The organism is Streptomyces coffeae, assembly GCF_016741875.1.
Classification (GTDB): domain Bacteria; phylum Actinomycetota; class Actinomycetes; order Streptomycetales; family Streptomycetaceae; genus Streptomyces; species Streptomyces coffeae.
Window position 1 is genome coordinate 1 of sequence record NZ_JAERRF010000019.1, and the last position, 25,448, is coordinate 25,448.

14 protein-coding genes and 1 tRNA gene are annotated in these 25,448 nt (G+C 71.2%); 11 read left to right on the forward strand and 4 right to left on the reverse strand.

The genetic code is table 11. The features are described 5' to 3' along the window. Nucleotides 1–96 precede the first annotated feature (96 nt). On the forward strand, nt 97–795 hold the full coding sequence (locus tag JK363_RS27640) for a DegT/DnrJ/EryC1/StrS family aminotransferase (RefSeq protein WP_236076155.1): 699 nt from the start codon (nt 97–99) through the stop codon (nt 793–795). 63 nt (nt 796–858) lie between these two features. After that, a tRNA-Thr gene (locus JK363_RS27645) sits at nt 859–934 on the forward strand. 95 nt (nt 935–1,029) lie between these two features. On the opposite strand, the gene JK363_RS27650 is transcribed toward JK363_RS27645, so the two are convergent. After that, complete coding sequence (locus JK363_RS27650; RefSeq protein ID WP_201878305.1) at nt 1,030–3,657, reverse strand: SpoIIE family protein phosphatase; 2,628 nt, start codon at nt 3,655–3,657, stop codon at nt 1,030–1,032. 252 nt (nt 3,658–3,909) lie between these two features. Between JK363_RS27650 and JK363_RS27655 the strand changes: the two genes are divergently transcribed. From JK363_RS27655 to JK363_RS27695, 9 genes are all read left to right on the forward strand, one after another. Next, nucleotides 3,910–9,483 carry a HAMP domain-containing protein gene (locus JK363_RS27655; RefSeq protein WP_201878313.1) on the forward strand — a complete coding sequence of 1,858 codons (5,574 nt, stop codon included), beginning with the start codon at nt 3,910–3,912 and terminating at the stop codon, nt 9,481–9,483. A gap of 275 nt (nt 9,484–9,758) precedes the next feature. Continuing rightward, nucleotides 9,759–10,439 carry a response regulator gene (locus tag JK363_RS27660; protein ID WP_201878315.1) on the forward strand — a complete coding sequence of 227 codons (681 nt, stop codon included), beginning with the start codon at nt 9,759–9,761 and terminating at the stop codon, nt 10,437–10,439. 181 nt (nt 10,440–10,620) lie between these two features. Next, nucleotides 10,621–13,449, forward strand: a complete 2,829-nt coding sequence (locus JK363_RS27665) for a DNA translocase FtsK (protein ID WP_201878316.1) — start codon at nt 10,621–10,623, stop codon at nt 13,447–13,449. A gap of 190 nt (nt 13,450–13,639) precedes the next feature. After that, the gene (locus JK363_RS27670; RefSeq protein WP_307821888.1) at nt 13,640–14,470 is read left to right on the forward strand and encodes a helix-turn-helix domain-containing protein; all 831 of its coding nucleotides are present in this window, start codon (nt 13,640–13,642) and stop codon (nt 14,468–14,470) included. A gap of 61 nt (nt 14,471–14,531) precedes the next feature. After that, nucleotides 14,532–16,037, forward strand: coding sequence for a 30S ribosomal protein S12 methylthiotransferase RimO (rimO, locus tag JK363_RS27675; protein ID WP_201878325.1), 1,506 nt, complete (start codon nt 14,532–14,534; stop codon nt 16,035–16,037). After that, the gene (pgsA, locus tag JK363_RS27680) at nt 16,034–16,666 is read left to right on the forward strand and encodes a CDP-diacylglycerol--glycerol-3-phosphate 3-phosphatidyltransferase (protein WP_201878327.1); all 633 of its coding nucleotides are present in this window, start codon (nt 16,034–16,036) and stop codon (nt 16,664–16,666) included. Before rimO ends, pgsA begins: the two co-directional genes overlap by 4 nt. After that, the gene (locus JK363_RS27685; RefSeq protein ID WP_372444859.1) at nt 16,663–17,214 is read left to right on the forward strand and encodes a CinA family protein; all 552 of its coding nucleotides are present in this window, start codon (nt 16,663–16,665) and stop codon (nt 17,212–17,214) included. Before pgsA ends, JK363_RS27685 begins: the two co-directional genes overlap by 4 nt. 109 nt (nt 17,215–17,323) lie before the next feature. Continuing rightward, complete coding sequence (locus tag JK363_RS27690; protein ID WP_176180301.1) at nt 17,324–17,707, forward strand: helix-turn-helix domain-containing protein; 384 nt, start codon at nt 17,324–17,326, stop codon at nt 17,705–17,707. Between the two features lie 146 nt (nt 17,708–17,853). Beyond that, nucleotides 17,854–18,333, forward strand: coding sequence for a Dps family protein (locus JK363_RS27695; RefSeq protein WP_201878329.1), 480 nt, complete (start codon nt 17,854–17,856; stop codon nt 18,331–18,333). A 703-nt stretch (nt 18,334–19,036) separates the two neighbouring features. Here JK363_RS27695 and JK363_RS27700 read toward each other — a convergent pair. Genes JK363_RS27700 through JK363_RS27710 form a run of 3 tightly spaced genes read right to left on the reverse strand, consistent with a single transcriptional unit; the run spans nt 19,037 to nt 25,369 of the window. Further along, nucleotides 19,037–19,816 carry an SDR family NAD(P)-dependent oxidoreductase gene (locus tag JK363_RS27700; RefSeq protein WP_201878331.1) on the reverse strand — a complete coding sequence of 260 codons (780 nt, stop codon included), beginning with the start codon at nt 19,814–19,816 and terminating at the stop codon, nt 19,037–19,039. Nucleotides 19,817–19,848: 32 nt separating this feature from the next. After that, nucleotides 19,849–20,679 carry an Fpg/Nei family DNA glycosylase gene (locus JK363_RS27705; protein WP_201878333.1) on the reverse strand — a complete coding sequence of 277 codons (831 nt, stop codon included), beginning with the start codon at nt 20,677–20,679 and terminating at the stop codon, nt 19,849–19,851. A gap of 10 nt (nt 20,680–20,689) precedes the next feature. Continuing rightward, a complete protein-coding gene (locus tag JK363_RS27710) occupies nt 20,690–25,369 on the reverse strand; it encodes an ATP-dependent helicase (protein ID WP_201878335.1) in 4,680 nt (1,559 codons plus the stop codon). Nucleotides 25,370–25,448: the final 79 nt, after the last annotated feature.

The following is a 25,448-nucleotide window of genomic DNA, read 5'->3' on the forward strand; positions in this document are numbered from 1 at the left end:
AGAGAGCCCTATCGGGAACTTCGGTTCCTGATAGGGCTCTCTTTTGTTGTGTTGCGGGTCACGCGGTGTTCATGTTGCGTGGGCACGATGCGAGCCATGGGCACTCCTACGGATGAGCTGTGGCGTGAGTTGACCCGGCTGGGCATCCGGCCGGGCGACGAGGTGGTTGTGCCGTCCTACGGCACTCCCGAAGCGGCGGAAGCGGTGCTGCTGGCCGGCGCGAGGCCGGTCTTCGTGGACATCGACGCCGAGACCTTCTGCATAGATCCCGCCGCGGTGGCCGAGGCGATCACGCCCCGGACCGCGGCCGTTGTGGCTGTACACACCTTCGGACACCCGGCCGACATGGCCGGTCTCACCGCGCTGGGCCAGCGGCACGGCGTTCAGATCGTCGGCTACGGGGCGCAGCCCGATCCCGCCGGGGAGATTCTGCGGCGACAGGCGAACGCGGCCTATCTGGATGGAAAGCTGCGCGGGGTCATCACCCCCGGCGTGCGGCAGGGAGTGGAACACACCTACCAGCAGTACGTGGTGCGGGTACCCGGCAACGGTCGCCCGGACCGCGACGCCTTCGCCCGTACGCTGCGTTCTCGCGGCGTCGTCTGCCACGTACCGGTCCAGACGCCCGCACACCGCACCGCGCGCTTCCGGCGCGATCTGTGGCTCGCGGAGACCGAGCGGGCGGCCGACGAATGCCTGGCGCTGCCCGTTGATCCGGCCATGTCGCGGCGGGAGTTGCAGCGGGTGGTCTCGGCCTGCAACGCGCTCGGGGGACTGTTGCAGTCAGCTGCCTGAGCGACCGGGGGTGGGGTGGTCGGGAGCGCACTCGAGTTCGGGTATGATCTATCCCGTTGCCGCGCCCCAATAGCTCAGTCGGCAGAGCGTCTCCATGGTAAGGAGAAGGTCTACGGTTCGATTCCGTATTGGGGCTCCAGCAGAAGGCCCCCGCCAATTGGCGGGGGCCTTCGTCGTGTTCGGCTCCAGGGCCTTGGGCGGGGCGGGGACAAGCCGTCTCGTCCCCGCCTCCCGTCATGTGTCGTGCGGCTCGGGGACGCGCATCGCCAGGATCGCCATGTCGTCGGACGGCGGCTCCGCCGCGAAGCGCTCGACGGCCCGCAGCACCCGCGCGGCCACCGCGCCCGCGGTGAGCCCTGTGCAAGTGGTGAGGACATCGGTGAGGCCCTCGTCGCCGAGCATCCTGGTGCCCTCGCGCCGCTCGGTGACCCCGTCGGTGACGCACAGCAGGACGTCGCCCGGGTCGAGGGTGATGGTCTGCTCGTACAGCTCCAGATCCTCCATGACGCCGAGCAGCGGCTGCGGTTCGGCGGCCGCCTCGACGCTGCCGTCCTGGCGGAGCCGCAGCGGCAGTGGATGTCCGGCGCAGACGACCTTGAGGACCGCGCTGCCGTCGTGCTGCGGCCACAACTCCCCGTAGAGCAGGGTCAGGAAGCGGCTGCGGGCGCCCTCGTCGAGGATGGCCGCGTTGAGCCGCTCCAGCACCGCAGGACCGCCGAAGCCCTCGCGGGCGAGCAGCCGCAGCGCGTGCCGGGCCAGGCCGGTCACCGCGGCGGCTTCCGGGCCGGTGCCGCAAACGTCGCCGATGGCGAAGCCGTAGGCGCCGTCGCGGATCGGGAAGAGGTCGTAGAAGTCACCACCGACCTCGTTGCCCTCACCCGCGGCGCGGTAGATGACCTCGACCTCGACACCGGGGACCTCGGGCTGCTCCGGCGGCAGCAGGCTGCGCTGGAGGGACTGGCTGATGGCGGTGCGCTCCGAGTACAGCCGGGCGTTGTCCAGCGCGAGCGCGGCCCGGCGGGAGAGGTCCTCGGCGAGCTCCAGGTTCTCCTGGCGGAAGTGCTCGTCGGTGGGCTTGCCGAGGGTCAGCATGCCGATCACGCGGTTGCGGGCCACCAGGGGCAGTACGACCGTCTCGCCGCCCACCGCGGACGCGGTCGCCAGGGAGGCGCCGGGGCCGGAGGAGGGCCGGGCGGAGTCGCCGAGGCTGAGGCTGCGCAGCGAGGTCCGCAGGGCCGCGGCGTGGGCGGCGTCGTAGGGGCCGGACCAGCTGCGGGCGCCGCCGGTGGGCACCTGCTCCGGCGGATCGATCTTCGTCAGCAGGGCCTTGAGGCCGTCGATGCGGTCCTCGTCCTCGTGCAGGACGTAGGAGAGCTCGGGTTCGGAGACCTGGTCGGCGACCGTGTAGACGGCGCACCAGCTGGCGAGGGTGGGGACCGTCATCTGTGCCATCAGCGCCAGGGTCTGGTCGCGGTCCAGTGTGCCCGCCAGCAGGTCGGACGCCTCGACGAGGAAGGACAGCGAGCCACGGCGCAGTCGCTCGAGCTCGGTGAGGCGGGCCCGTTCGACGGCGAGCGCGATGCGGTCGGCGGCGAACTGGAGCCTCAGCGCTTCCTCGTTGCTGTACCGGCCGGGGGCCTCGGCGGCGACGCCGAGCGAGCCGGTGAGCCGTCCCTCGACCTTCAGCGGGACCGTGACGACCGACCGCATCCCGGTGTTGACCAGGAGCGGGACAGCGCCGGGCAGCGCCGACAGATCCTCGTGGACGGCGGGCATCCGCGCCGATCCGTAGCGGCCGGTGCCGGCTTCGACGGGGACGCGGGCGAAGCGCTGGCGGGCGGAGGGCAGTCCGGTCGAGGCGCGGACCTCCAGCTCGGTTTCGTCGTCGGTGGCGAGCAGCAGATAGGCGGCGTCGCCGTCGAGCATGTCGCGGGCCCGCTCGACGGTGCGCTGGAGCAGACCGTCGAGGTCGTCGGGGGCCGGTGAGCCGATGAAGACCTCGAAGGCGTCGGAGGCCGGACCGCGCTCGGCGGATTCGCCGCTGTCGGGCGCCACCGCGCGCAGCGGGCTCTGGAGGACGGCGCGCTCGTGGTCCCGCACCAGCAGACAGACGGTGGACGGGTCGCCCTGGGCGTCGCGGATGCGCAGATGAGAGGCGTAGACGGGGGAGACGCGGCCGTCGGCGCCGCGGATGCCGTACGAGCCCTCCCAGCGGGAGAGCCGGAGGGCCTCGGCGACGCCGGTGCCGGTGCCGGGGGTGTGCGGCCAGGCCGCGAGGTCGGTCAGCGGCTTGCCGATGACCTGCTCCGCGGTGTAGCCGAACAGCTCCTGGGCGTCGTCGTTCCAGGTGCTGATGAGGGCGCCGCTGTCGACCTGGACCACGGCGACCCGGACCCGGGCGTCGGTGAGGGGCAGGGCGCTGGCGGGCAGTGCGGGGCCCGCGGCGCGGGTGCCGGCCGGGCGGTCGGGGAAGTCGAGCTGGAACCAGACCTGCTTGTGGGTGGCCGTGTACTCGACTCCCCAGCGTGCTGCGAGGGCCGCGCAGAGTAGCAGACCGCGGCCGCCTTCGCTATCGGGGCTTCCGAAGTGGTGGCCGCCGTTGCTCTGCACCGGAAGCTCCCGCTCCGGGTACCGGTCGGCGACTTCGACGCGTACGCCGGTGTCGGCCCGGATGCATTCCACGTCGGCGGTCGTACCGGCGTGGACGACCGCGTTGGTGACCAGTTCGCTGGTGAGGACAACGGCGTCGTCGACGATGTCGGTGAGACCCCATCCTTGCAGCGTGTCCCGGACGAACGTGCGGGCGGCGGCGACCGAGCGGCCGACCGGCTCGAAGGTGGCGGCTGCCCGCGCGGTGATCACAGGTCTCCTCATAAGTGTCTCGGCGATCTGCTCACCCATGTCGCAGCGCCCCTCCGATGCCCTGGCCGGATGCCAGGTTACTTACCTCCACCGCGCTCGCGAATGCCGGTCGGCACTGATTCCACCCCAGAGTGTGCTGTCCGCGGTGTGCGATGCTGCCGAACTGTTATGGCCTGGTTGGACCATGGTGAAACACTGGGCAAGCTGGAAGAAGAACCCGACGAGGATGGTCAACCCTGCGGGAGGGACACGGTGGAGTCTGGCGCAGCGGCGCGGGGCACGAATACGCGCGCGAAGGGCGGACGGTCCCGCAGCAATGGGACGACCGAGGTGGAGACGGCTGCCCTGAATCGACTGCTGACCGCCATGATGGCGATGCGGGACGGCAACTTCCGCAAGCGTCTGACGGTCTCGGGCGAAGGGGTCATGTCCGAGATCGCGGCGGTCTTCAATGAGGTCGCGGACCGCAATCTCCAGCTCACCGGCGAATTGACCCGGGTGCGGCGTGTGGTCGGCCGCGAGGGCAAGCTCACCGAGCGGCTGGAGACGGGCGCCTGCGAGGGGCAGTGGGCGGCGGCCATTGACGCGTCCAACGCATTGGTGGACGATCTTGTGCGGCCGGTGTCCGAGGTGGGACGGGTGCTGTCGGCGGTCGCCGAGGGCGACCTCGAGCAGCGTATGGATCTGCGGGCGCAGGGCGCCGACGGTTCGGCGCATCCGCTGCGCGGTGAGTTCCTGAAGGTGGGACGTACCGTCAACGGGCTGGTGGACCAGCTGTCGGCGTTCACCGACGAGGTGACCAGAGTCGCCAGCGAGGTCGGTACCGAGGGCAAGCTGGGCGGTCAGGCCCGGGTGCGCGGAATGTCCGGTTCGTGGAAGGATCTCACGGAGTCCGTCAACACGATGGCCTCCCGGCTCACCGCTCAGGTGCGGGACATCGCGCTGGTGACCACGGCGGTGGCCAAGGGGGATCTCTCCCGGAAGGTCACGGTCCATGTGTCCGGGGAGATGCTCGAGCTGAAGAACACCGTCAACACGATGGTGGACCAGCTGTCCTCGTTCGCCGCCGAGGTGACCAGAGTCGCCCGTGAGGTGGGCACCGAGGGTGAACTCGGCGGCCAGGCGAAGGTGCCCGGGGTCGCCGGGGTGTGGAAGGACCTGACGGACTCGGTCAATCTGATGGCCGGGAACCTCACCGCCCAGGTGCGCGGGATCGCCCAGGTGACGACCGCGGTCGCCAACGGCGATCTGTCGCAGAAGGTGACGGTGAGCGCACGCGGCGAAGTCGCGCAGCTGGCCGACACGATCAACACGATGACCGAGACGCTGCGCACCTTCGCCGACGAGGTGACGCGGGTGGCCAGCGAGGTCGGGGCCGAGGGGCTGCTCGGCGGTCAGGCGCAGGTTCCGGGTGCGGCGGGGACGTGGAAGGATCTCACCGATTCGGTGAACACCGCGTTCCGCAATCTCACCGCGCAGGTGCGGGACATCGCGCAGGTGACGACGGCGGTGGCGAACGGCGATCTGTCGCAGAAGGTCACCGTCGATGTGGCCGGCGAGATGCTGGAGCTGAAGAACACCGTCAACACGATGGTCGACCAGCTCCAGTCGTTCGGCGCCGAGGTGACCCGGGTGGCCCGGGAGATCGGCGTCGAGGGTGAACTGGGCGGTCAGGCGCAGGTTCCGGGTGCGGCGGGGACGTGGAAGGATCTCACCGATTCGGTGAACACCGCCTTCCGTAACCTCACCGGCCAGGTGCGCAACATCGCGCAGGTGACGACGGCGGTGGCGAACGGCGATCTGTCGCAGAAGGTCACCGTCGATGTCTCCGGTGAGATGCTCCAGTTGAAGAACACCGTGAACACCATGGTGGATCAGCTCTCCTCCTTCGCCGACCAGGTCACGCGGATGGCGCGGGACGTGGGCACCGAAGGGCGACTGGGCGGCCAGGCCCGGGTGGACGGCGTCAGCGGCACCTGGAAGGACCTGACCGACTCCGTCAACTCCATGGCGGGGAACCTGACCTCGCAGGTGCGCGGGATCGCCCAGGTGACCACCGCCGTCGCCCGCGGCGATCTGTCGCAGAAGATCGAGGTGGACGCGCGCGGCGAGATCCTCGAGCTCAAGAACACCATCAACACGATGGTCGACCAGCTCTCGGACTTCGCCCAGCAGGTGACCCGGGTCGCCCGCGAAGTGGGTACGGACGGCCGCCTGGGCGGTCAGGCGCAGGTGCCCGGTGTGGCGGGCGTATGGCGCGATCTGACCGATTCGGTGAACGGTATGGCGGGCAATCTGACCGCCCAGGTCCGCAATATCGCCCAGGTGGCGACCGCGGTCGCGCGCGGTGACCTCTCGCAGAAGATCGACGTCGATGCGCGCGGCGAAATCCTGGAGCTGAAGAACACCCTCAACACCATGGTGGACCAGCTGTCCTCCTTCGCGGAGGAGGTCACCCGCGTCGCCCGCGAGGTGGGCACCGAGGGGCAGTTGGGCGGTCAGGCCGAGGTGCAGGGCGTCTCCGGCACCTGGAAGGACCTGACCCAGTCCGTCAACGGCATGGCCAACAACCTCACCTCGCAGGTGCGTTCCATCGCCGAGGTGACGACGGCGGTCGCCAAGGGCGATCTGTCGAAGAAGATCACTGTCGATGCCAAGGGCGAGATCCTGGAGCTCGTCACCACCGTGAACACGATGGTGGACCAGCTGTCGTCGTTCGCCGAGCAGGTCACCCGGGTGGCCCGTGAGGTGGGCACGGAGGGGCAGTTGGGCGGCCAGGCGCGGGTGCCGGGCGTCACCGGCATCTGGAAGGACCTGAGCAACAACGTCAACCTGATGGCCAACAACCTGACCATCCAGGTGCGGAACATCTCCCAGGTCTCGGCGGCGGTCGCCAACGGCGATCTGACGAAGAAGGTGACGGTCGAGGCGCGCGGCGAGGTCGCGGCGCTGGCCGACACCGTCAACACCATGGTGACCACACTGTCGTCGTTCGCCGACGAGGTCACCCGGGTGGCGCGCGAGGTGGGTACGGACGGCATCCTCGGCGGCCAGGCGCGGGTGCCCGGTGTGTCCGGGACGTGGAAGGACCTCACCGAGTCCGTGAACTCGATGGCGTCCAACCTGACCGGCCAGGTGCGCAACATCGCGATGGTCACCACGGCGATCGCTCAGGGCGATCTGACCAAGAAGATCGACATCGAGGCGCGGGGCGAGATCCTGGAGCTGAAGACGACCATCAACACGATGGTCGACCAGCTGTCCTCGTTCGCCGACCAGGTGACCCGGGTGGCCCGTGAGGTGGGCACCGAGGGCCAGCTCGGCGGACAGGCGCGGGTGCGGGACGTGGCCGGCACCTGGAAGGACCTGACCGAGTCGGTGAACGAGATGGCCGGGAACCTGACCCGTCAGGTGCGCGCCATCGCCGAGGTCGCCACCGCGGTGACCCGCGGCGATCTCAACCTCAAGATTGACGTGGATGCCTCGGGCGAGATCCAGGTCCTCCAGGACCACATCAACACCATGATCGCCAACCTGCGTGAGACCACCCTCGCCAACAAGGAGCAGGACTGGCTGAAGGGCAACCTCGCCCGGATCTCCGGTCTGATGCAAGGACGGCGCGATCTCGAGGACGTCGCCCGGCTGATCATGAGCGAGTTGACCCCGGTGGTCTCCGCCCAGCACGGCGCGTTCTTCCTGGCGGTGCCGACCGGCGAGGGTACCGAGGTGGTCGCCGACAGCACCTCCGAGGAGGGCTACGAGCTGCGTCTGGTCGGCAGTTACGGCTACTCCCACGGGTCGATGCCCACGTCCTTCCAGCCGGGCGAGACCCTGATCGGGACGGTCGCCGAGGAGAAGCGGCCGATCCTGGTGGAGAACGTGCCCCCGGGCTACCTCAAGATCGCTTCGGGTCTGGGCGAGGCGGCTCCGGCGCATGTGATCGTGCTGCCGGTGCTCTTCGAGGGCCAGCTGCTCGGTGTGGTCGAGCTGGCGTCGTTCCAGCCGTTCGCGCAGATCCAGAAGGACTTCCTCAACCAGATCGCCGAGATGATCGGCACCAGCGTCAACACCATCAGCGTCAACACCAAGACCGAGGTGCTGCTGAAGCAGTCGCAGGAGCTGACCGAGCAACTGCGGGAGCGGTCGGCGGAGCTGGAGAACCGGCAGAAGGCGCTCCAGTCGTCCAACGCCGAGCTGGAGGAGAAGTCGGAGCGGCTGGCCCGGCAGAACCGCGACATCGAGGTGAAGAACACCGAGATCGAGGAGGCGCGGCAGGTGCTCGAGGAGCGCGCCGAGCAGCTCGCGGTCTCGATGCGCTACAAGAGCGAGTTCCTGGCCAACATGTCGCACGAGCTGCGCACCCCGCTCAACTCGCTGCTGATCCTGGCCAAGCTGCTCGCCGACAACGCGGACGGCAATCTCTCGCCGAAGCAGGTGGAGTTCGCCGAGACCATCCACGGCGCGGGCTCGGACCTGTTGCAGCTGATCAACGACATCCTGGACCTGTCGAAGGTCGAGGCGGGCAAGATGGACGTCAGCCCGACCCGGATCGCCCTGGTCCAGCTCGTGGACTATGTGGAGGCCACCTTCCGGCCGTTGACCGCCGAGAAGGGGCTGGACTTCTCGGTGCGGGTCTCGCCCGAGCTTCCGGCCACGCTGCACACCGACGAGCAGCGGCTGTTGCAGGTGCTGCGCAACCTCCTGTCCAACGCGGTGAAGTTCACCGACACCGGCGCCGTGGAACTGGTCATCCGGCCGGCGGGCGGCGACGTGCCCAACGCCATCCGGGAACAGCTTCTGGAGGCGGGCGCGTTGCGCGAACCGGACGCCGAGATGATCGCGTTCTCGGTGACCGATACCGGTATCGGCATCGCGGCGAGCAAGATGCGGGTGATCTTCGAGGCGTTCAAGCAGGCCGACGGGACCACCAGCCGGAAGTACGGCGGCACCGGACTGGGTCTGTCCATCAGCCGGGAGATCGCCCGGCTGCTGGGCGGTGAGATCCACGCGGCCAGTGAGCCGGGCCGCGGTTCGACCTTCACGCTCTATCTGCCGCTGCACCCCGGTGAGCTGCCGCCCCAGGGCTATCCGCAGCTCGCCGTGGGGGGTTCGGTGTCGGGCATCGCCCTCCCGGGCAACTCGGCCTCCGGGCCGCGGACCCCGGCCGCGCTGGAGAGCGGCACCGCCGGGGAGTCCGCCGAGCGCGGGACGGCGGCGGAGCCGGAGCCCGCGCCGGATGCCTCGGCCAACGGCGGCCAGCGGGCGTCCGGGCTGCTCCGGCGGGGCCGGCGGACTGAACAGGAGCCCCAGCAGCCGCTGTCCGAGCCGCAGTGGCCGCAGCCCGCGGACCGCGCGGCGGGCCGCCGGGGGCGGCAGTCCCAGGAGCGGGCCCCGGAGCCGTGGCTGCTGGGCGGCCAGGACCTGGTCGTGCCGGAGCCGGCAGGCGGCTTCCACGGCGAGAAGGTGCTGATCGTCGACGACGACATCCGCAACGTGTTCGCGCTCACCTCCGTGCTCGAGCAGCACGGACTCCAGGTCCTCTACGCGGAGAACGGCAGGGAGGGCATCGAGGTCCTCGAACAGCACGACGATGTCGTGCTCGTCCTGATGGACATCATGATGCCGGAGATGGACGGTTATGCCACGACGGCGGCGATCCGCAGGATGCCGCAGTTCGCCGGACTGCCGATCATCGCCCTGACCGCGAAGGCGATGAAGGGAGATCGTGAAAAGAGTATTGAGGCTGGCGCGTCGGACTATGTCACCAAGCCCGTCGACACCGATCATCTTCTTGCGGTGATGGAGCAGTGGATGTCAGAGCAGTGACCCTGCGGGACGCCAGGCGCGTCTGTGGTGTTGACTGACTGTCGCCGAACACGTGTGGGAACGCGGTATTCGGGGAACCTTCTGGTCTCCCGCCGCGTTTCTGCTACGTGCACAGTGACATCGCGGTGACAGGGTGTGGCGAACAGCGGGGTGCGGCTACCATGACCGGCACAAGGACGGGCGGCGCAAGGGAGTCGTCCCCTGGGGCGGCGCCCGGTGCTTCTCTCGGCTCTTCGAGCTGGGGAGACCCCAAGCCGGGACGAGGAGGACGGGGCATGGTGCAGAAGGCCAAGATCCTCCTGGTCGATGACCGGCCGGAGAATCTGCTGGCGCTGGAGGCCATTCTCTCCGCGCTCGATCAGACCCTGGTGCGGGCATCGTCAGGGGAGGAAGCGCTCAAGGCGCTGCTGACGGACGACTTCGCGGTCATCCTGCTGGATGTCCAGATGCCGGGCATGGACGGGTTCGAGACCGCCGCGCACATCAAGCGCCGTGAGCGGACCCGGGACATCCCGATCATCTTCCTCACCGCGATCAATCACGGTCCGCATCACACCTTCCGGGGCTATGCGGCCGGCGCGGTCGACTACATCTCCAAGCCGTTCGACCCGTGGGTGCTCAGGGCGAAGGTCTCGGTCTTCGTCGATCTGTACATGAAGAACTGCCAACTGCGGGAGCAGGCGTCGCTGCTGCGGCTCCAGTTGGAGGGTGGTCAGCCCGCGGCCGGTGAGGAGGCCAAGGAGTCGGCGGGGCTGCTCGCCGAGCTCTCCGCGCGGCTCGCCGCCGTCGAGGAGCAGGCCGAAGCACTGTCCAAGCAGTTGGACGAGTCGGCCGACGCGGCCGCGGTCGCCACCGCCGCCCATCTCGAGCGCAAGCTCACCGGTCTGCGGCGGGCGCTGGACGCCCTGGAGCCGGGTGCGGGCACCGGCGCCAGCCAGGTGCCCTCGCAGAACTGAGCCCCACCCCTTCGGGGCGCCGTAGTCCGCCCCCGGTCATCGCCCACCCGCGATCCGTTTTTGATGTCCTGTCACCGTCCGCTCACCTCGCGGCCGGTATCCGGTGCCCGCGTGACGCCGGTGACGCCTGACGCGTCCACCATGCGTGCTCCGTACGGCGGACGCGGGTAACCTCGCCCCCATGGCCTCTCGTACGTCCGGCAAGGGTTCCCAGAGCACGGCGGGCACCTCGAAGAAGCGCGCCGGGCAGTCCGGAGGCGCAGCGAAGAAGTCGCCCGCGAAGAACGCGAAGAAGGCGGCGGCCAAGAAGGCGCCCGCCAAGAAGTCGGCGGCGCCCGCGAAGAAGGCCGCTCCGAAGAAGAAGGCGGCGGCGAAGGCCGCACCGCCCCCGGCGCCCAACCCCACCAGCGGTGTGTACCGCGCCGTGCGCGCGCTCTGGAGGGGGCTGGCGCACGCCGTCGGGGCGATGTTCCGTGGGATAGGGCGCGGTGCCAAGGGACTCGACCCGGCGCACCGCAAGGACGGCAGCGCGCTGCTGCTGCTCGCCCTGGCGCTGATCGTGGCCGCGGGCACCTGGTCGAATCTGGACGGGCCGGTCGGCGACCTGGTCGAGATGCTGGTCACCGGAGCCTTCGGGCGGCTCGATCTGGTGGTGCCGATACTGCTGGCCACCATCGCCGCCCGGCTGATCCTGCACCCCGAGAAGCCGGAGGCCAACGGGCGGATTGTGATCGGTCTGTCCGCGCTGGTGATCGGTGTGCTGGGTGAGGTGCACATCGCCTGCGGGGCGCCGGGGCGCGGTCAGGGGACCGCGGCGATACAGGACGCGGGGGGCCTGATCGGCTGGGGCGTCTCCCGGCCGCTGATCCATGCGATGGGCGAGGTGCTGGCCGTACCGCTGTTGGCGCTGCTCACCGTCTTCGGGCTGCTGGTCGTCACCGCGACGCCGGTCGCGGCGATTCCGCAGCGGCTGCGGGCGTTGGGCATCCGGCTGGGTCTGCTCCGGGACGAGGAGGCATTCGCGGACGCGGACGTGGACGCGGGGACGGAAGTGGAGTACGCCGAGGAATGGCGCGAGACGCCCGCCAGGCGCCCGCGCAGGTCCGCACGGGCCCGCGGGGCCGCGGATGTCGCGGACGACCATGAGCGGGCCGAGGAGGAGGCGCTGCGGGGGCGCCGCCGGTCGCGCGGTGGCCGGCCCGTGGAGCCGCCGCAGGACCGTCCCATGGACGCGGTGGACGTGGCGGCCGCGGCCGCCGCCGCGTTGGACGGGGCCGTCCTGCACGGTGTCCAGCCCTCGCCGCTCGTCGCCGGGCTGAGCAACGGGATCTCGGTGGAGCGCGACACCGGTGAGGGCAGCGGCTCGGTGCCGGGGGCGCATGACGCCGGTCCGGAGCCCGGCAAGCCGGCCGGGGCGAAGGGCGGCCCAGGCCGGAGCGCGGCGGAGAGCTCGCGCGTCCCCGATCTCACCCGTCCCGCGGCCGACGAGGGCGAGCCGCTGCCGCCGCGCGCCGAACAGCTCCAGCTCTCCGGGGACATCACCTACTCGCTCCCCTCGCTCGAACTGCTGGAGCGCGGTGGGCCCGGCAAGACGCGCAGCGCCGCCAACGACGCCGTGGTCGACTCACTGACCAAGGTCTTCTCGGAGTTCAAGGTCGACGCCGCGGTCACCGGCTTCACCCGCGGTCCGACGGTCACCCGCTACGAGGTGGAGCTCGGCCCGGCGGTGAAGGTCGAGCGGATCACGGCGCTGACCAAGAACATCGCGTACGCCGTCGCCAGTCCCGATGTGCGGATCATCAGCCCGATTCCGGGCAAGTCGGCGGTCGGTATCGAAATCCCCAACAGCGACCGCGAGATGGTCAACCTCGGCGATGTGCTGCGCTCTGCGGACTCCGTCGGGGACGACCACCCGATGCTGGTGGGGCTGGGCAAGGACGTCGAGGGCGGCTACGTGGCGGCCAATCTCGCGACCATGCCGCATGTACTGGTGGCCGGCGCCACCGGATCCGGCAAGTCGTCCTGCATCAACTGCCTCATCACGTCGATCATGGTCCGGGCCACTCCGGACGATGTGCGGATGGTGCTGGTCGACCCCAAGCGGGTGGAGCTGACCGCGTACGAGGGCATTCCGCATCTGGTCACGCCGATCATCACCAATCCCAAGCGCGCGGCCGAGGCCCTTCAGTGGGTCGTCCGCGAGATGGATCTGCGGTACGACGATCTCGCGGCGTACGGCTTCCGCCACATCGACGACTTCAACGCGGCGGTCCGCGCGGGCAAGGTCAAACTGCCCGAGGGGAGCGAGCGGGAGCTCAAGCCGTATCCGTATCTGCTGGTGATCGTCGACGAGCTGGCGGACCTGATGATGGTCGCACCGCGTGACGTCGAGGACTCGATCGTCCGGATCACCCAGCTCGCGCGCGCGGCCGGGATCCATCTGGTGCTGGCCACCCAGCGGCCGTCGGTGGATGTGGTCACCGGTCTGATCAAGGCCAATGTGCCCTCGCGGCTCGCCTTCGCCACCTCCTCGCTGGCCGACAGCCGGGTCATTCTGGACCAGCCCGGCGCCGAGAAGCTGATCGGCAAGGGCGACGGGCTGTTTCTGCCCATGGGTGCGAACAAGCCGGTCCGGATGCAGGGCGCCTATGTCACCGAGAGCGAGGTCGAGGCGGTCGTCGCGCACTGCAAGCAGCAGATGGCACCGGTCTTCCGCGAGGACGTGACGGTCGGGACGGCGAAGAAGAAGGAGATCGACGAGGAGATCGGCGATGATCTCGATCTTCTGTGTCAGGCCGCTGAGCTGGTGGTTTCCACGCAGTTCGGATCGACTTCGATGCTTCAGCGCAAGCTGCGGGTGGGTTTCGCCAAGGCCGGGCGGCTGATGGACCTCATGGAGTCCCGGGGGGTCGTCGGGCCGAGCGAGGGCTCCAAGGCGCGCGATGTGCTCGTCAAGCCGGACGAATTGGATGGCGTGCTGGACGTGATCCGCGGTAAAGCTCACTCGTAAGGGTTGGGCGGGCAACCGTTTCCCCTGCCGAGACGTCAAGTTGAGGGAGGTGGCGGAGTGAGGTCGCACCATCATGGTTGCGGGGCAATCCCGATGGCGGACAAACTCCGTCCTCCCGCTTGCCCGACCCTTTCGTCCCACCCCTAGACTGAACCTCCAGCAGGTGGCTACACGCTCGAAAGGCGCCCCCGTGTCCATCGGCAACTTTCCCGAAGACGGCAACTCCCCCGAAAACGACCGGCCTTCCGTCGGCAGCGCCCTCCGGCAAGCCCGTATCGCCGCCGGGCTGACCGTCGACGAGGTCAGCACCTCCACCCGGGTCCGGATCCCCATAGTGCAGGGGATCGAGCAGGACGACTTCTCGCGCTGCGGCGGCGATGTGTATGCCCGGGGGCATATCCGCGTGCTCGCGCGCGCTGTCGGGCTCGACCCCGATGGTCTGATCGCACAATTCGACGCCGAGCACGGGGGACGGCCCGCGCCGACCGCCCCCGCCCCGCTCTTCGAGGCCGAGCGGATCCGCCCAGAGCCCCGGCGCCCCAACTGGACGGCGGCGATGGTCGCGGCCATCGTGGCCGTCGTCGGATTCGTCGGCTTCACGCTTTTCAGTGGTGGTGACGGGGACAGCGGTTCCACGGTCGCCGAGGACTCCGCCTCGCCCAAGGCGAGCCGCACCACCCCCAGCCGCAGCCCCAGCTCCAAGCCCGAGGACCAGGACCGGCCGGAGCCGTCCGACAGCGCCATCGCGGGCGTTCCGGCGGACAAGGTCACCGTCAAGCTCACCGCCGAGGGCGGACAGAGCTGGATCTCCGCGCAGGACCACAACGGGCGGCTGCTGGAAGAAGGCGTGCTGCGCGAGGGCGACTCCAAGACGTTCAGCGACAGCAAGCGCATCGACCTGGTGCTCGGGAACGCCGGGGCGATCAAGCTGTTCGTGAACGGCAAGGAAGTGAAGAATGTGGGCAACAGCGGGACCGTCCAGCGGCTGAGCTACACCAAGGGAGACCCCGAAGCGGGCTGAGCGACCGTGATCGGGAGCCCTGGCAGCGGGGGCAGGGCGGGGGACGAAGTAGTCTGAGCGCATGCCCGAACGCCGCACCGTCGCCCTTGTCACTCTTGGCTGCGCCCGCAATGAGGTGGACTCGGAGGAGCTCGCAGGCCGCTTGGCGGCGGACGGCTGGGAGCTCGTCGAGGAAGCCGCCGACGCGGACGTCGCCGTCGTCAACACCTGTGGCTTTGTCGAAGCCGCCAAGAAGGACTCGGTCGACGCCCTGCTGGAGGCCCGGGATCTGAAGGATCACGGCCGTACCCAGGCCGTCGTGGCCGTCGGCTGCATGGCCGAGCGCTACGGCAAGGAGCTCGCGGAGGCGCTGCCCGAGGCCGACGGGGTGCTCGGCTTCGACGACTACGCCGATATCTCCGACCGGCTCCAGACCATCCTCTCCGGCGGCATCCACGCCTCGCACACCCCGCGCGACCGCCGCAAGCTGCTGCCGATCAGCCCGGCCGAGCGGCAGGACGCCTCCTCCGTGGCGCTGCCCGGCCATGCCCAGGACACCCCGCCCGAGGATCTGCCCGCCGGAGTGGCGCCCGCCTCGGGGCCGCGCGCCCCGCTGCGCCGCAGGCTGGACTCCAGTCCGGTCGCCTCGGTGAAGCTGGCCTCCGGATGCGACCGGCGGTGCTCGTTCTGCGCCATCCCGTCCTTCCGCGGCTCCTTCATCTCGCGCCGGCCCTCCGATGTGCTGGGGGAGACCCGCTGGCTGGCCGAGCAGGGCGTCAAGGAGGTCATGCTGGTCTCCGAGAACAACACCTCCTACGGCAAGGACCTGGGGGACATCCGGCTGCTGGAGACGCTGCTGCCGGAGCTGGCCGCGGTGGACGGCATCGAGCGGATCCGGGTGAGCTACCTCCAGCCCGCCGAGATGCGGCCCGGTCTGATCGACGTGCTGACCTCGACCGAGAAGGTCGCGCCCTACTTCGACCTGTCCTTCCAGCACTCGGCGCCGGGTGTGCTGCGCGCGATGCGGCGCTTCGGGGACACCGACCGCTTCCTGGGCCTGCTGGAGGAGATCAGAGGCAAGGCGCCGCAAGCGGGCGCCCGGTCCAACTTCATCGTGGGATTCCCCGGCGAGACCGAGGAGGACCTGGCCGAGCTGGAGCGTTTCATCAGCGAGGCGCGGCTGGATGCGATCGGTGTGTTCGGTTACTCGGACGAGGAGGGCACCGAGGCCGCGGGGTACGAGAACAAGCTCGACCCGGACGAGGTCGCCGAGCGGCTGGAGCACATCTCGCGGCTTGCCGAGGAGCTCACCGCCCAGCGGGCCGAGGAGCGGCTCGGCGAGGTCGTCGAGGTGCTCGTGGAGGAAATCGACGAGAGCGGGGCCGCCGGGGCGGTGCTGGGCCGCGGCGCCCACCAGGCGCCGGAGACCGACGGTCAGACGCAGCTCAGCACGGATGCGAAGCCCGCGGTGGGCCGTATGGTCGAGGCCAAGGTGATCGCGACGGAGGGAGTGGACCTCGTCGCGGAGCCGCTGCGGCCGCTGGACGGAACCGGCGGCGGCGCGTGGAGCGAGGAGGCGGCCAGATGACCGGCGTCCCGGCCTCCGCCGCGGGAGGCCACCACCGCCCGGCCGCGGCCGTCCGGCCCGCCGGACTGTGGAACATCGCCAACATCCTCACCATGATGCGGCTGGTCCTCGTACCGGGGTTTGTGTTGTTGATGCTCCACAACGGCGGATATGACCCGGCCTGGCGCGCGTTGGCGTGGGCGGCCTTCGCCATTGCCATGATCACCGATCTCTTCGACGGCCATCTGGCCCGCCGGTACAACCTCGTCACCGACTTCGGCAAGATCGCCGACCCGATCGCGGACAAGGCGATCATGGGCGCGGCGCTGATCTGTCTGTCGGCCCTGTCCGATCTGCCCTGGTGGGTGACGGGCGTGATCCTCTTCCGCGAGATAGGGATCACACTGATGCGGTTCTGGGTGATCCGGCACGGGGTGATCCCGGCCAGCCGCGGCGGAAAGCTGAAGACCCTCGCGCAGGGCACGGCGGTGGGCATGTACATCCTGGCGCTGACCGGGCCGCTGGCCACCTTGCGCTTCTGGGTGATGGCGGTGGCCGTGGTGCTGACCGTCGTCACCGGCCTCGACTACGTTCGCCAGGCGATCGTGCTGCGCCGGGCGGGTCGTGCCACCCAGGAGTCCACATCGTGAGCACCGGCACGGCGGAAGGCGGTGCGGCGGGATCCGGGCGGTCCACCGCGGCCGAGGCGCTGGCGCTGCTGGAGCGGCGCGGGCAGACCGTGGCGGTGGCCGAATCGCTCACCGGCGGTCTGGTGGCCGCGGAGCTGACGGCGGTGGACGGGGCGTCCCGCTCCTTCCGCGGCTCGGTGACCGCGTACGCCACCGCGCTCAAGCAGGAGCTGCTGGGGGTGGACGCGGCCCTGCTGGCCGAGCGCGGGGCGGTGGATGCCGAGGTCGCGCGGCAGATGGCCCGGGGCGTGGCGGGTGCGCTGGGCGCCGACTGGGGCGTGGCCACCACTGGTGTGGCGGGTCCCACATCGCAGGATGGTCAGCCCGTGGGCACGGTCCATGTGGCGGTGGCCGGGCCCGCGGAGCGGGTGGCTTCGGCCGCGCTGCGGTTGGCGGGAGACCGCTCGGGCATCCGCATACAGGCGGTGGAGGCCGCGGTCAAGCTGCTGTTCAGCGAATTGATCGCGACAGCGGGGGCACAGGATACGGAACAACACAGCGGGATTTGATGTTTGCAGCCCTGAGTGAACACGACATCGCTCCCCGCACGGGCACAGCCGAAGGCGGTACGGTGGGGCGTGAAGGATCCGGATCCGAGGTCCGAGGAGGGAGCCAGCGATGATTCTGCTCCGTCGCCTGCTGGGTGACGTGCTGCGTCGGCAGCGCCAGCGCCAGGGCCGTACTCTGCGCGAGGTTTCCTCCTCCGCCCGAGTGTCGCTCGGCTATCTGTCAGAGGTCGAGCGCGGGCAGAAGGAAGCCTCGTCGGAGTTGCTCTCCGCGATTTGCGATGCTCTGGACGTACGGATGTCGCAGGTGATGCGAGAGGTGAGCGACGAGCTGTCGCTCGCGGAGCTGGCGGAGTCGGCGGCGGCGGGCGAGAAGGTGCCCGCGCCGATGCGGCCGATGCTCAACCCTGTGTCCGTGTCCTCCGTGACGGGTGTCCCGGAGGAGCGGGTGACGATCAAGGCGCCCACGGAGGCCGTGGACGTCGTGGCGGCCTGATCCACAGACAGGCCCTGCCTTGCGGCTCTTCGGGCCCCGGTCGGTTGTGTACCGACCGGGGCCCGATGTTTGTCGTGCCACTTTCGGGTCACCCAGGGGTGAGGGAGGTAATCGAGGGGGCTGAACGGTCGAACAGGAGGAAGTGGATGACTGTGGTCAAGAGTCCGCTCGCGAGCGAGAGCCTGAAGATCGTCGGTGACGCTCTCCAGGGCGCCCTCGTCGACCTCGTGGATCTCGCGCTGGTGGGCAAGCAGATCCACTGGACGGTCGTCGGCCCGCGGTTCCGCACGGTTCATCTCCAGCTCGACGAGGTTGTCGCCACCGCCCGGATGCACGCCGACACGGTGGCGGAGCGGGCCTCGGCGATCGGGGTGGCTCCGGACGGACGGGCCGAGACGGTCGCCAAGACCAGCGCCGTCGGCGCGGTCAGGGGCGGTTGGACCGAGGACGCGGCAGCCGTAGGGACCTTGGTGAACGCGCTCGTGTCCGTGATCGGTCGGATGCGTGAGCGCATCGACGCCACCGCCGATCCCGACCCGGTGACCCAGGACATCCTGATCGGGCTCACCCGGGATCTGGAGAAGCATCACTGGATGTTCCAGGCGGAGAACGTCAACGGAGGCTAGGCCCTGTCCGGCGGGTCTTATCGGGCCCGCGACGCCTGGCACCGCGCCCCCAGCTACCGCTGGGAGGTGCCCCCGGCTGCGTTGTCGGAGTCGCCCGAGTACGCCCAGTACGAGGGCGATCCTCCGCCTTGCGATCCTCCCCCAGCTAACGCTGGGAGGTGCCTCCTGCACCAGACGCCGCGGGCTGATCCTCAAAGACCCACCGGACAGGACCTAAGCCCTGGGACGGCTCCTTGCCGCTCGCATGCCGTGTGGTCATCGCCCCCGGCGATGGCCGCGCAGTCTGCGAGACGACCGCCGCCTACACCGGATCCACGCCCACCCCTCGGCGCCCTCGCCACCCAGGGGGGCGTCGCTCTGGGTGCGCCCTGCGGCCCGGCTGGGCAGACTGGGGGAGCGTGGGTGTCCGACGCGCGCTGACGTGCCTCCTGTGCGCCCTCCCGCCGTGTGCGAACAGGCGTCTAGCGTCGCCCGAAGGAGGCAGTCATGGCAGCCGTGGGAGGGGCCGGCATCCTGGGCCGCCGGGCGGTCCGGTGGATGCTCGCGCTCGCTCTCGGCGGTCTGTGGTGGTGGTCGGTCTTCCGGATGGCCGTATCACCGGACGCGGCCGGGCCGGTGGAAGGGACCCTGGCGATCGGCGGCTGGGGGCTGAGCCTGCTGCCGGTGCACTGCGGCCCCTCGCCCCGGCGAAGGGCCGGGGGGATCACCACGGCATCGCGATTCCGCCATTCGGGCGCAGGATCTGGCCGGTCATGAAGGACGAGGCGCCGGACGCCAGGTAGAGCACCGCATGGGCGATGTCCTCGGGCTCCCCCACCCGCCCCAGCGGAGTGCGCCGGGCCATGGGCTCCTCGGCGAACTGCTGCTCCTCGTCGCTGTTCCGCGCGGTCATGGGGGTGCGGATCCAGCCGGGGGCGACGGCATTGACGCGGATGCCATGACGGCCGACCTCGGCCGCGAGCGTCCGGGTGAGCTGGACCACGGCCGCCTTGGTGACGCCGTAGCACAGCAGCCCGGGGGTGCCGGTGTCGATCGCGCCGGAGGCCATGGTGACGATGGAGCCGCCCGCCCCCTGGGCGATCATGGCGCGTGCCGCCTCCTGGCATCCGTACAGCACACCCTTGAAGTTGACGGCGAGGACCCGGTCGAGATCGGCCTCGTCGGTCTCCAGCACCGGGCTGCTGTGCATGATCCCGGCGATGGCGGCCAGTACGTCCAGCCGCCCCCCGTCCCGGACGACGGCCTTGACGACGGCGGAGACCTGGGCCCGGTCGGCGACGTCGAGCGTGTGGGCGCGTGCGCTGCCACCGGCCAGGGTGATCTGCTCGGCCGTCCGCCGCGCCCCGTCCTCGTCGAGGTCGGCGCAGTGAACGGCGGCTCCGGCCGCGGCGAGCAGGACGGCGGTGGCTCGCCCGATGCCCCCGGCCGCACCCGTGACCAGGGCGGTGCGGCGGCTGAGGTCGTACGCCGAAGTGGCGGTCATGGGGTGACGGTACGGCCGTATCTGACGGACCGTCAATTACCGGGCGTCGATGAGCCGGACGCGGGAGACGGGCCCTGCGGCCCCGGCTGGCAGCGCGGACACCAGAAGGTGGTGCGCTCCTGGCCCGCGCGCCCCTGGTCAGCGGCGCGCACCGGCGTGCCGCAGCGCAGACAGGGGCGGCCCGGGCGGCCGTACACCCACAGTCTGCGGTCGGGGCGGGACTGTGCCGTGGTGACACGGGCCCGGCGGTTCCGGTTGACCTCCAGCAGACGCTTGGCGACGGCCACCAGGCGCTCGGGGGAGGGGACATCGCCGACCGGCAGCCAGGGCGAGAGCCGCAGTACGAAGCACAGCTCGGACTTGTAGACATTGCCGATCCCGGCCAGATTGCGCTGGTCGAGCAGCGCCTTGCCCAGGGGCCGGGACGGGTCGGCGAGCAGTCTGCGCAGCGCCTCGTCCGGATCCCAGTCGGGGCCGAGGAGATCGGGGCCCAGATGGCCGACCGCGCGGTCCTCCTCGGCGGTGCGCAGCAGCTCCAGCACCGGGAGCCGGTAACCGACGGCCGTGTGCTCGGCGGTGGCGAGGACGGCGCGGATCTGGTGGTGCGGACCGCCGCGCCACCGCTCCCCGGCGCCGTACACATACCAGGCGCCGTCCATCCGCAGATGGGAGTGGAGGGTGAGACCGCCCTCGATCCGGGTCAGCAGATGCTTGCCGCGCGGGACGACCTCCAGGACCCGGCGGCCGGTGAGGTCGGCGGTCGCCAGCCGGGGGACGCGCAGATCGCATACGGTGAGCGGGGCGCCCGCGAGCGCCGTGTGCAGGCGCTGGGCCGTCTGCCAGACGGTGTCTCCTTCGGGCATGGGCGGCCTCTCAGGGGCGCAGCCGCAGACCGCGCGGCGTCGGATGGAACCCGGCGGCCTCCAGGACGCGGCCGACCGGGGACGACAGCGCCTGACCGCCGTTGATCCGCTCGACGGTCACGCTGCCCAGGGCGCCCGCGCGGGCCGACCCGGCCAGCGCCTCGACCGCCGCCCGCAGCCTGCCGTCGTCCTCCGGGGAGGCGGCCTCGGCCTCGCCCGAGGGCCAGGCGAGCAGGGTCTTGCCGCCGCGCTCCATGTAGAGGGTCAGCTCGCCGTCTACGAGCACCACCAGCGACCCCGCCTTGCGGCCCGGCCGATGGCTCGCGTCGGCGGGCGGATCGGGCCAGGGCAGGGCGGCGCCATAGGCATTGGCGGGGTCGGCGGCGGCCAGCACGACGGTGCGCCGCGACGACTGCCCCGGCCGCCCGTCGAACGCCGGGCCCGGGGCGGGGTCGGCGGCGCGGTCGCGGGCGGTGCTGACCGCGCGGAGCCGGTCCACCGCGCCGTCCATCGCGAACTGGGCGGCGCCCAGCCCCTCGACGACATAGCCGCGGCGCGCCTGTCCGGTCTCCTCGAACGCGGACAGCACCCGGTACGCCGCGGAGAAGCCGCCCTCGACGCCCTCGGCGGCGACCGCCCCGCGGGTGACCACCCCGTGCCGGTCCAGGAGGGTGTGTGCCAGGGCGTGCGCCCGGTGGGTGGGTTCGGATTCCCGCTCCGGCAGCAGTGACCAGCGCCCGGCGACGGTGGGCGGTCCGCCGCGCGAGGCGGTGGGCCGGCCGGTGCGGCCGGCGAGGCCGCCGTAGCGTCCCCGGGGGACCGTGCGCTTGGCGCGGTGGGCGGTGGAGCCCGCGGTGCGGCCCGAGCCCAGCAGGGAGCGGAGCGGGGCCAGGGTGTCACCGGTGAGCCGCCCGGACCAGGCCAGGTCCCAGATGGCCTCGGCGAGCTGCGGATCCTGGAACTCGTGGCCGGCGGCGCGGACCTGATCGGCGATCTGGCGGAAGAACAGGCCGTAGCCCCCGGACAGGGCGTCCAGCACGGCCCGGTGGAGCGGGCCCGCCTCGAACGGATGCGGGGTGTGCAGCAGCAGCGGCGCGGTCTCCGCCAGATGGAGAGTGACCCAGCCGTCCTTGCCGGGCAGTGCGCCCGCCCCGGCCCAGACCACCTCTCCGGCGACGGTCAGCTCGTCGAGCATCGTGGGGGTGTAGTCGCTGACCCGGGAGGGCAGCACCAGCTTCTCCAGGGCGGAGGCGGGCACCGGCGCTCCCTGGAGCTGCTCGATCGCGCGCACCAGCCCGTCGGTACCGCGCAGGCTGTGGGTGCCCAGATGCTGCCACTGGGGGAGGAAGGCGGCGAGCGCCGCGGGCGGCACCGGCTCCAGCTCATGGCGCAGCGCGGCGAGCGAGCGGCGCCGCAGACGCCGCAGGACGGCCGCGTCGCACCACTCCTGGCCCACTCCAGCGGGGTGGAACTCGCCCTGGACGATCCGGCCGGTCGCGGCGAGCCGGTGCAGGGCGCCGTCGGTGACGGCCGTGCCGAGGCCGAAGCGGGCGGCGGCCTGAGACGAAGTGAACGGGCCGTGGGTGCGCGCGTAACGAGCCAGCAGATCGCCGAGGGGGTCCTTGACCGGCTCGGTGAACGCCTCGGGGACACCGACCGGCAGCGCGGTGCCGAGCGCGTCGCGCAGCCGTCCGGCGTCCTCGACGGCCGCCCACCGCTCCTCGCCCGCGATCCGGACCCGGATGGCGCGCCGGGTCGCCGCCAGCTCCTCGGGCCACCGTGGGTCGGCGCCGCGCTCGGTCAGCTCGGCGCCGGTGAGCGGGCCGAGCAGCCGCAGCAGATCGGCGACGCCCTCGGCGTCCTTGACCCGGCGGTCCTCGGTGAGCCACTGCAACTCCCGCTCCAGCTCGGCCAGGACCTCGGCGTCGAGCAGCTCGCGCAGCTCGGCCTGGCCCAGCAGCTCGGCCAGCAGCCGCGAGTCCAGGGACAGGGCCGCCGCGCGGCGCTCGGCCAGCGGGGAATCGCCCTCGTAGAGGAACTGGGCGACATAGCCGAAGAGCAGCGAGCGCGCGAAGGGCGACGGCTCGGGGGTGGTGACCTCCACCAGCCGCACCCGGCGGGCCTCGATGTCGCCCATCAGCTCGGTGAGGCCCGGGACGTCGAAGACATCCTGGAGGCATTCGCGGACGGCCTCCAGGACGATCGGAAAGGAGCCGAACTCGCTCGTCACCTGGAGCAGTTGCGCGGCGCGCTGGCGCTGCTGCCACAGCGGGGTGCGCTTGCCGGGGTTGCGCCGGGGCAGCAGGAGGGCGCGGGCGGCGCATTCGCGGAAGCGGGAGGCGAACAGGGCCGAGCCGCCGACCTGATCGGTGACGAGGTCGCCGATCTCGCCCTTGTCGAAGGCGACATCGGCCGCGCCCACGGGGGACTGCTCGGTGTCGTACTCGGTGCCCTGCCGCATCGGATCGCCGTCGAGGAGGTCCAGGCCCATCAGGTCGGCGTCGGGCAGGCGCAGCACGATGCCGTCGTCGGCGTGCATCACCTGGGTGTCCATGCCGTACCGCTCGGCCAGCCGGGCGCCCAGGGCGAGCGCCCAGGGGGCGTGGACCTGGGCCCCGAAGGGGGAGTGGACCACAACCCGCCAGTCGCCCAGCTCGTCCCGGAACCGCTCCACGACGATCGTCCGGTCGTCGGGCACATGGCCGCAGGCCCGGCGCTGCTCGTCGAGATAGGCGGTGACATTGTCCGCGGCCCAGGTGTCCAGACCGGCGGCCAGCAGCCTCGCGCGGGCGGTCTCGGGCGCCAGGGCGCCGACCTCGCGCAGGAACGCGCCCAGCGCACGGCCCAGTTCGAGCGGGCGGCCGAGCTGGTCGCCCTTCCAGAAGGGCAGGCGGCCGGGGACGCCGGGGGCGGGGGAGACCAGGACCCGGTCACGGGTGATGTCCTCGATCCGCCATGAGGTGGTGCCGAGGGTGAACACATCGCCCACCCGCGACTCGTAGACCATCTCCTCGTCCAGCTCTCCCACCCTGCCGCCGCCCTTCTTGGGGTCGGCGCCCGCCAGGAAGACGCCGAACAGGCCGCGGTCGGGGATGGTGCCGCCGGAGGTCACCGCGAGCCGCTGGGCGCCAGGCCGCCCGGTGACCGTATTGGCGACGCGGTCCCACACCAGGCGGGGCCGCAACTCCGCGAAGGCATCGGAGGGGTAGCGCCCGGCCAGCATGTCCAGCACCGAGGTGTACGCCGACTCCGGGAGCGAGGCGAAGGGCGCGGCGCGACGGACGAGGGCGAGCAGCTCGTCCACGTCCCAGGCGTCCATGGAGGTGATGGCGACGAGCTGCTGGGCGAGCACGTCCAGCGGGTTGGCGGGCACCCGCAGCGCCTCGATGGCCCCCTCGCGCATCCGCTCGGTGACCACCGCCGACTGGACCAGATCGCCGCGGTACTTGGGGAAGACCACACCGGTGGAGACCGCGCCCACCTGGTGACCGGCGCGGCCCACCCGCTGGAGCCCGGAGGCCACCGACGGCGGGGACTCGACCTGGACGACCAGGTCCACCGCGCCCATGTCGATGCCCAGCTCCAGGCTGGAGGTGGCGACAACGGCGGGCAGCCGCCCGGCCTTGAGGTCCTCCTCGACCAGCGCCCGCTGCTCCTTGGACACCGAGCCGTGGTGCGCGCGGGCCAGCAGCGTGGGCGCGCCGGTGGCCGCCCCCGATCCGCCCATCAGCTGGGCGGGGGAGTGGTCCTCGGGCAGCGCCTCGCCGGTGGCGCGCTCATAGGCGATCTCGTTGAGCCGGTTGCACAGCCGCTCGGCCAGCCGCCGGGAGTTGGCGAAGACGATCGTGGAGCGGTGGGCCTGGACGAGATCGGCGATCCGCTCCTCCACATGCGGCCAGATCGAGGGGCGCTCACCGGTCTCCCCGTCCTGCACAGGGGAGCCGCCCAGCTCGCCGAGGTCCTCGACCGGGACGACCACCGACAGGTCGAACTCCTTGCCCGAGGGCGGCTGGACGATCTCGACCGTGCGATGCGGGGACAGGAAGCGTGCCACCTCGTCCACCGGGCGCACGGTGGCCGACAGGCCGATCCGGCGGGCGGGGCGGTCGAGCAGCTCGTCGAGCCGCTCCAGGGACAGCGCGAGATGGGCGCCGCGCTTGGTGCCCGCGACGGCGTGCACCTCGTCCAGGATGACGGTCTCCACTCCGCGCAGCGCGTCCCGGGTGGCGGAGGTGAGCATCAGGAACAGCGACTCGGGGGTGGTGATCAGGATGTCCGGCGGGCGGGCGGCCAGGGCCCGGCGCTCGGCGGCCGGGGTGTCGCCGGAGCGGATGCCCACCCGGATCTCCGGCTCGGGAAGGCCCAGCCGCACCGACTCCTGGCGGATCCCGGTGAGCGGGCTGCGGAGATTGCGCTCGACATCGACCGCGAGAGCCTTCAGCGGGGAGACGTACAGCACCCGGCAGCGCTTCTTGGCCTCGGCGGGGGGAGGCTCGGCGGCCAGCCGGTCCAGGGCGGCCAGGAAGGCGGCCAGCGTCTTGCCGGAGCCGGTGGGCGCGACGACCAGCACGTCCGAGCCCTTGCCGATCGCCCGCCACGCGCCCTCCTGCGCGGCCGTGGGCGCGGTGAAGGCACCCGTGAACCACCCCCGGGTGGCCGGGGAGAATGCGTCGAGCGCCGAGCCTGCCATGTCCCCCATCGTGCACCGCACCACTGACAACCCACCGGATCCGCTGGTCAGAGGCGGCCGGGCCGGGGCGCACAATGGG

What these genes read in the sequence shown, in the direction of transcription:
- JK363_RS27640 (WP_236076155.1), top strand. Translation starts at nt 97, where the DNA reads ATGGGCACTCCTACGGATGAGCTGTGGCGTGAGTTGACCCGGCTGGGC.
- JK363_RS27660 (WP_201878315.1), top strand. Translation starts at nt 9,759, where the DNA reads ATGGTGCAGAAGGCCAAGATCCTCCTGGTCGATGACCGGCCGGAGAAT.
- JK363_RS27665 (WP_201878316.1), top strand. Translation starts at nt 10,621, where the DNA reads ATGGCCTCTCGTACGTCCGGCAAGGGTTCCCAGAGCACGGCGGGCACC.
- rimO (WP_201878325.1), top strand. Translation starts at nt 14,532, where the DNA reads ATGCCCGAACGCCGCACCGTCGCCCTTGTCACTCTTGGCTGCGCCCGC.
- pgsA (WP_201878327.1), top strand. Translation starts at nt 16,034, where the DNA reads ATGACCGGCGTCCCGGCCTCCGCCGCGGGAGGCCACCACCGCCCGGCC.
- JK363_RS27690 (WP_176180301.1), top strand. Translation starts at nt 17,324, where the DNA reads ATGATTCTGCTCCGTCGCCTGCTGGGTGACGTGCTGCGTCGGCAGCGC.
- JK363_RS27695 (WP_201878329.1), top strand. Translation starts at nt 17,854, where the DNA reads ATGACTGTGGTCAAGAGTCCGCTCGCGAGCGAGAGCCTGAAGATCGTC.
- JK363_RS27700 (WP_201878331.1), bottom strand. Translation starts at nt 19,816, where the DNA reads ATGACCGCCACTTCGGCGTACGACCTCAGCCGCCGCACCGCCCTGGTC.
- JK363_RS27705 (WP_201878333.1), bottom strand. Translation starts at nt 20,679, where the DNA reads ATGCCCGAAGGAGACACCGTCTGGCAGACGGCCCAGCGCCTGCACACG.
- JK363_RS27710 (WP_201878335.1), bottom strand. Translation starts at nt 25,369, where the DNA reads ATGGCAGGCTCGGCGCTCGACGCATTCTCCCCGGCCACCCGGGGGTGG.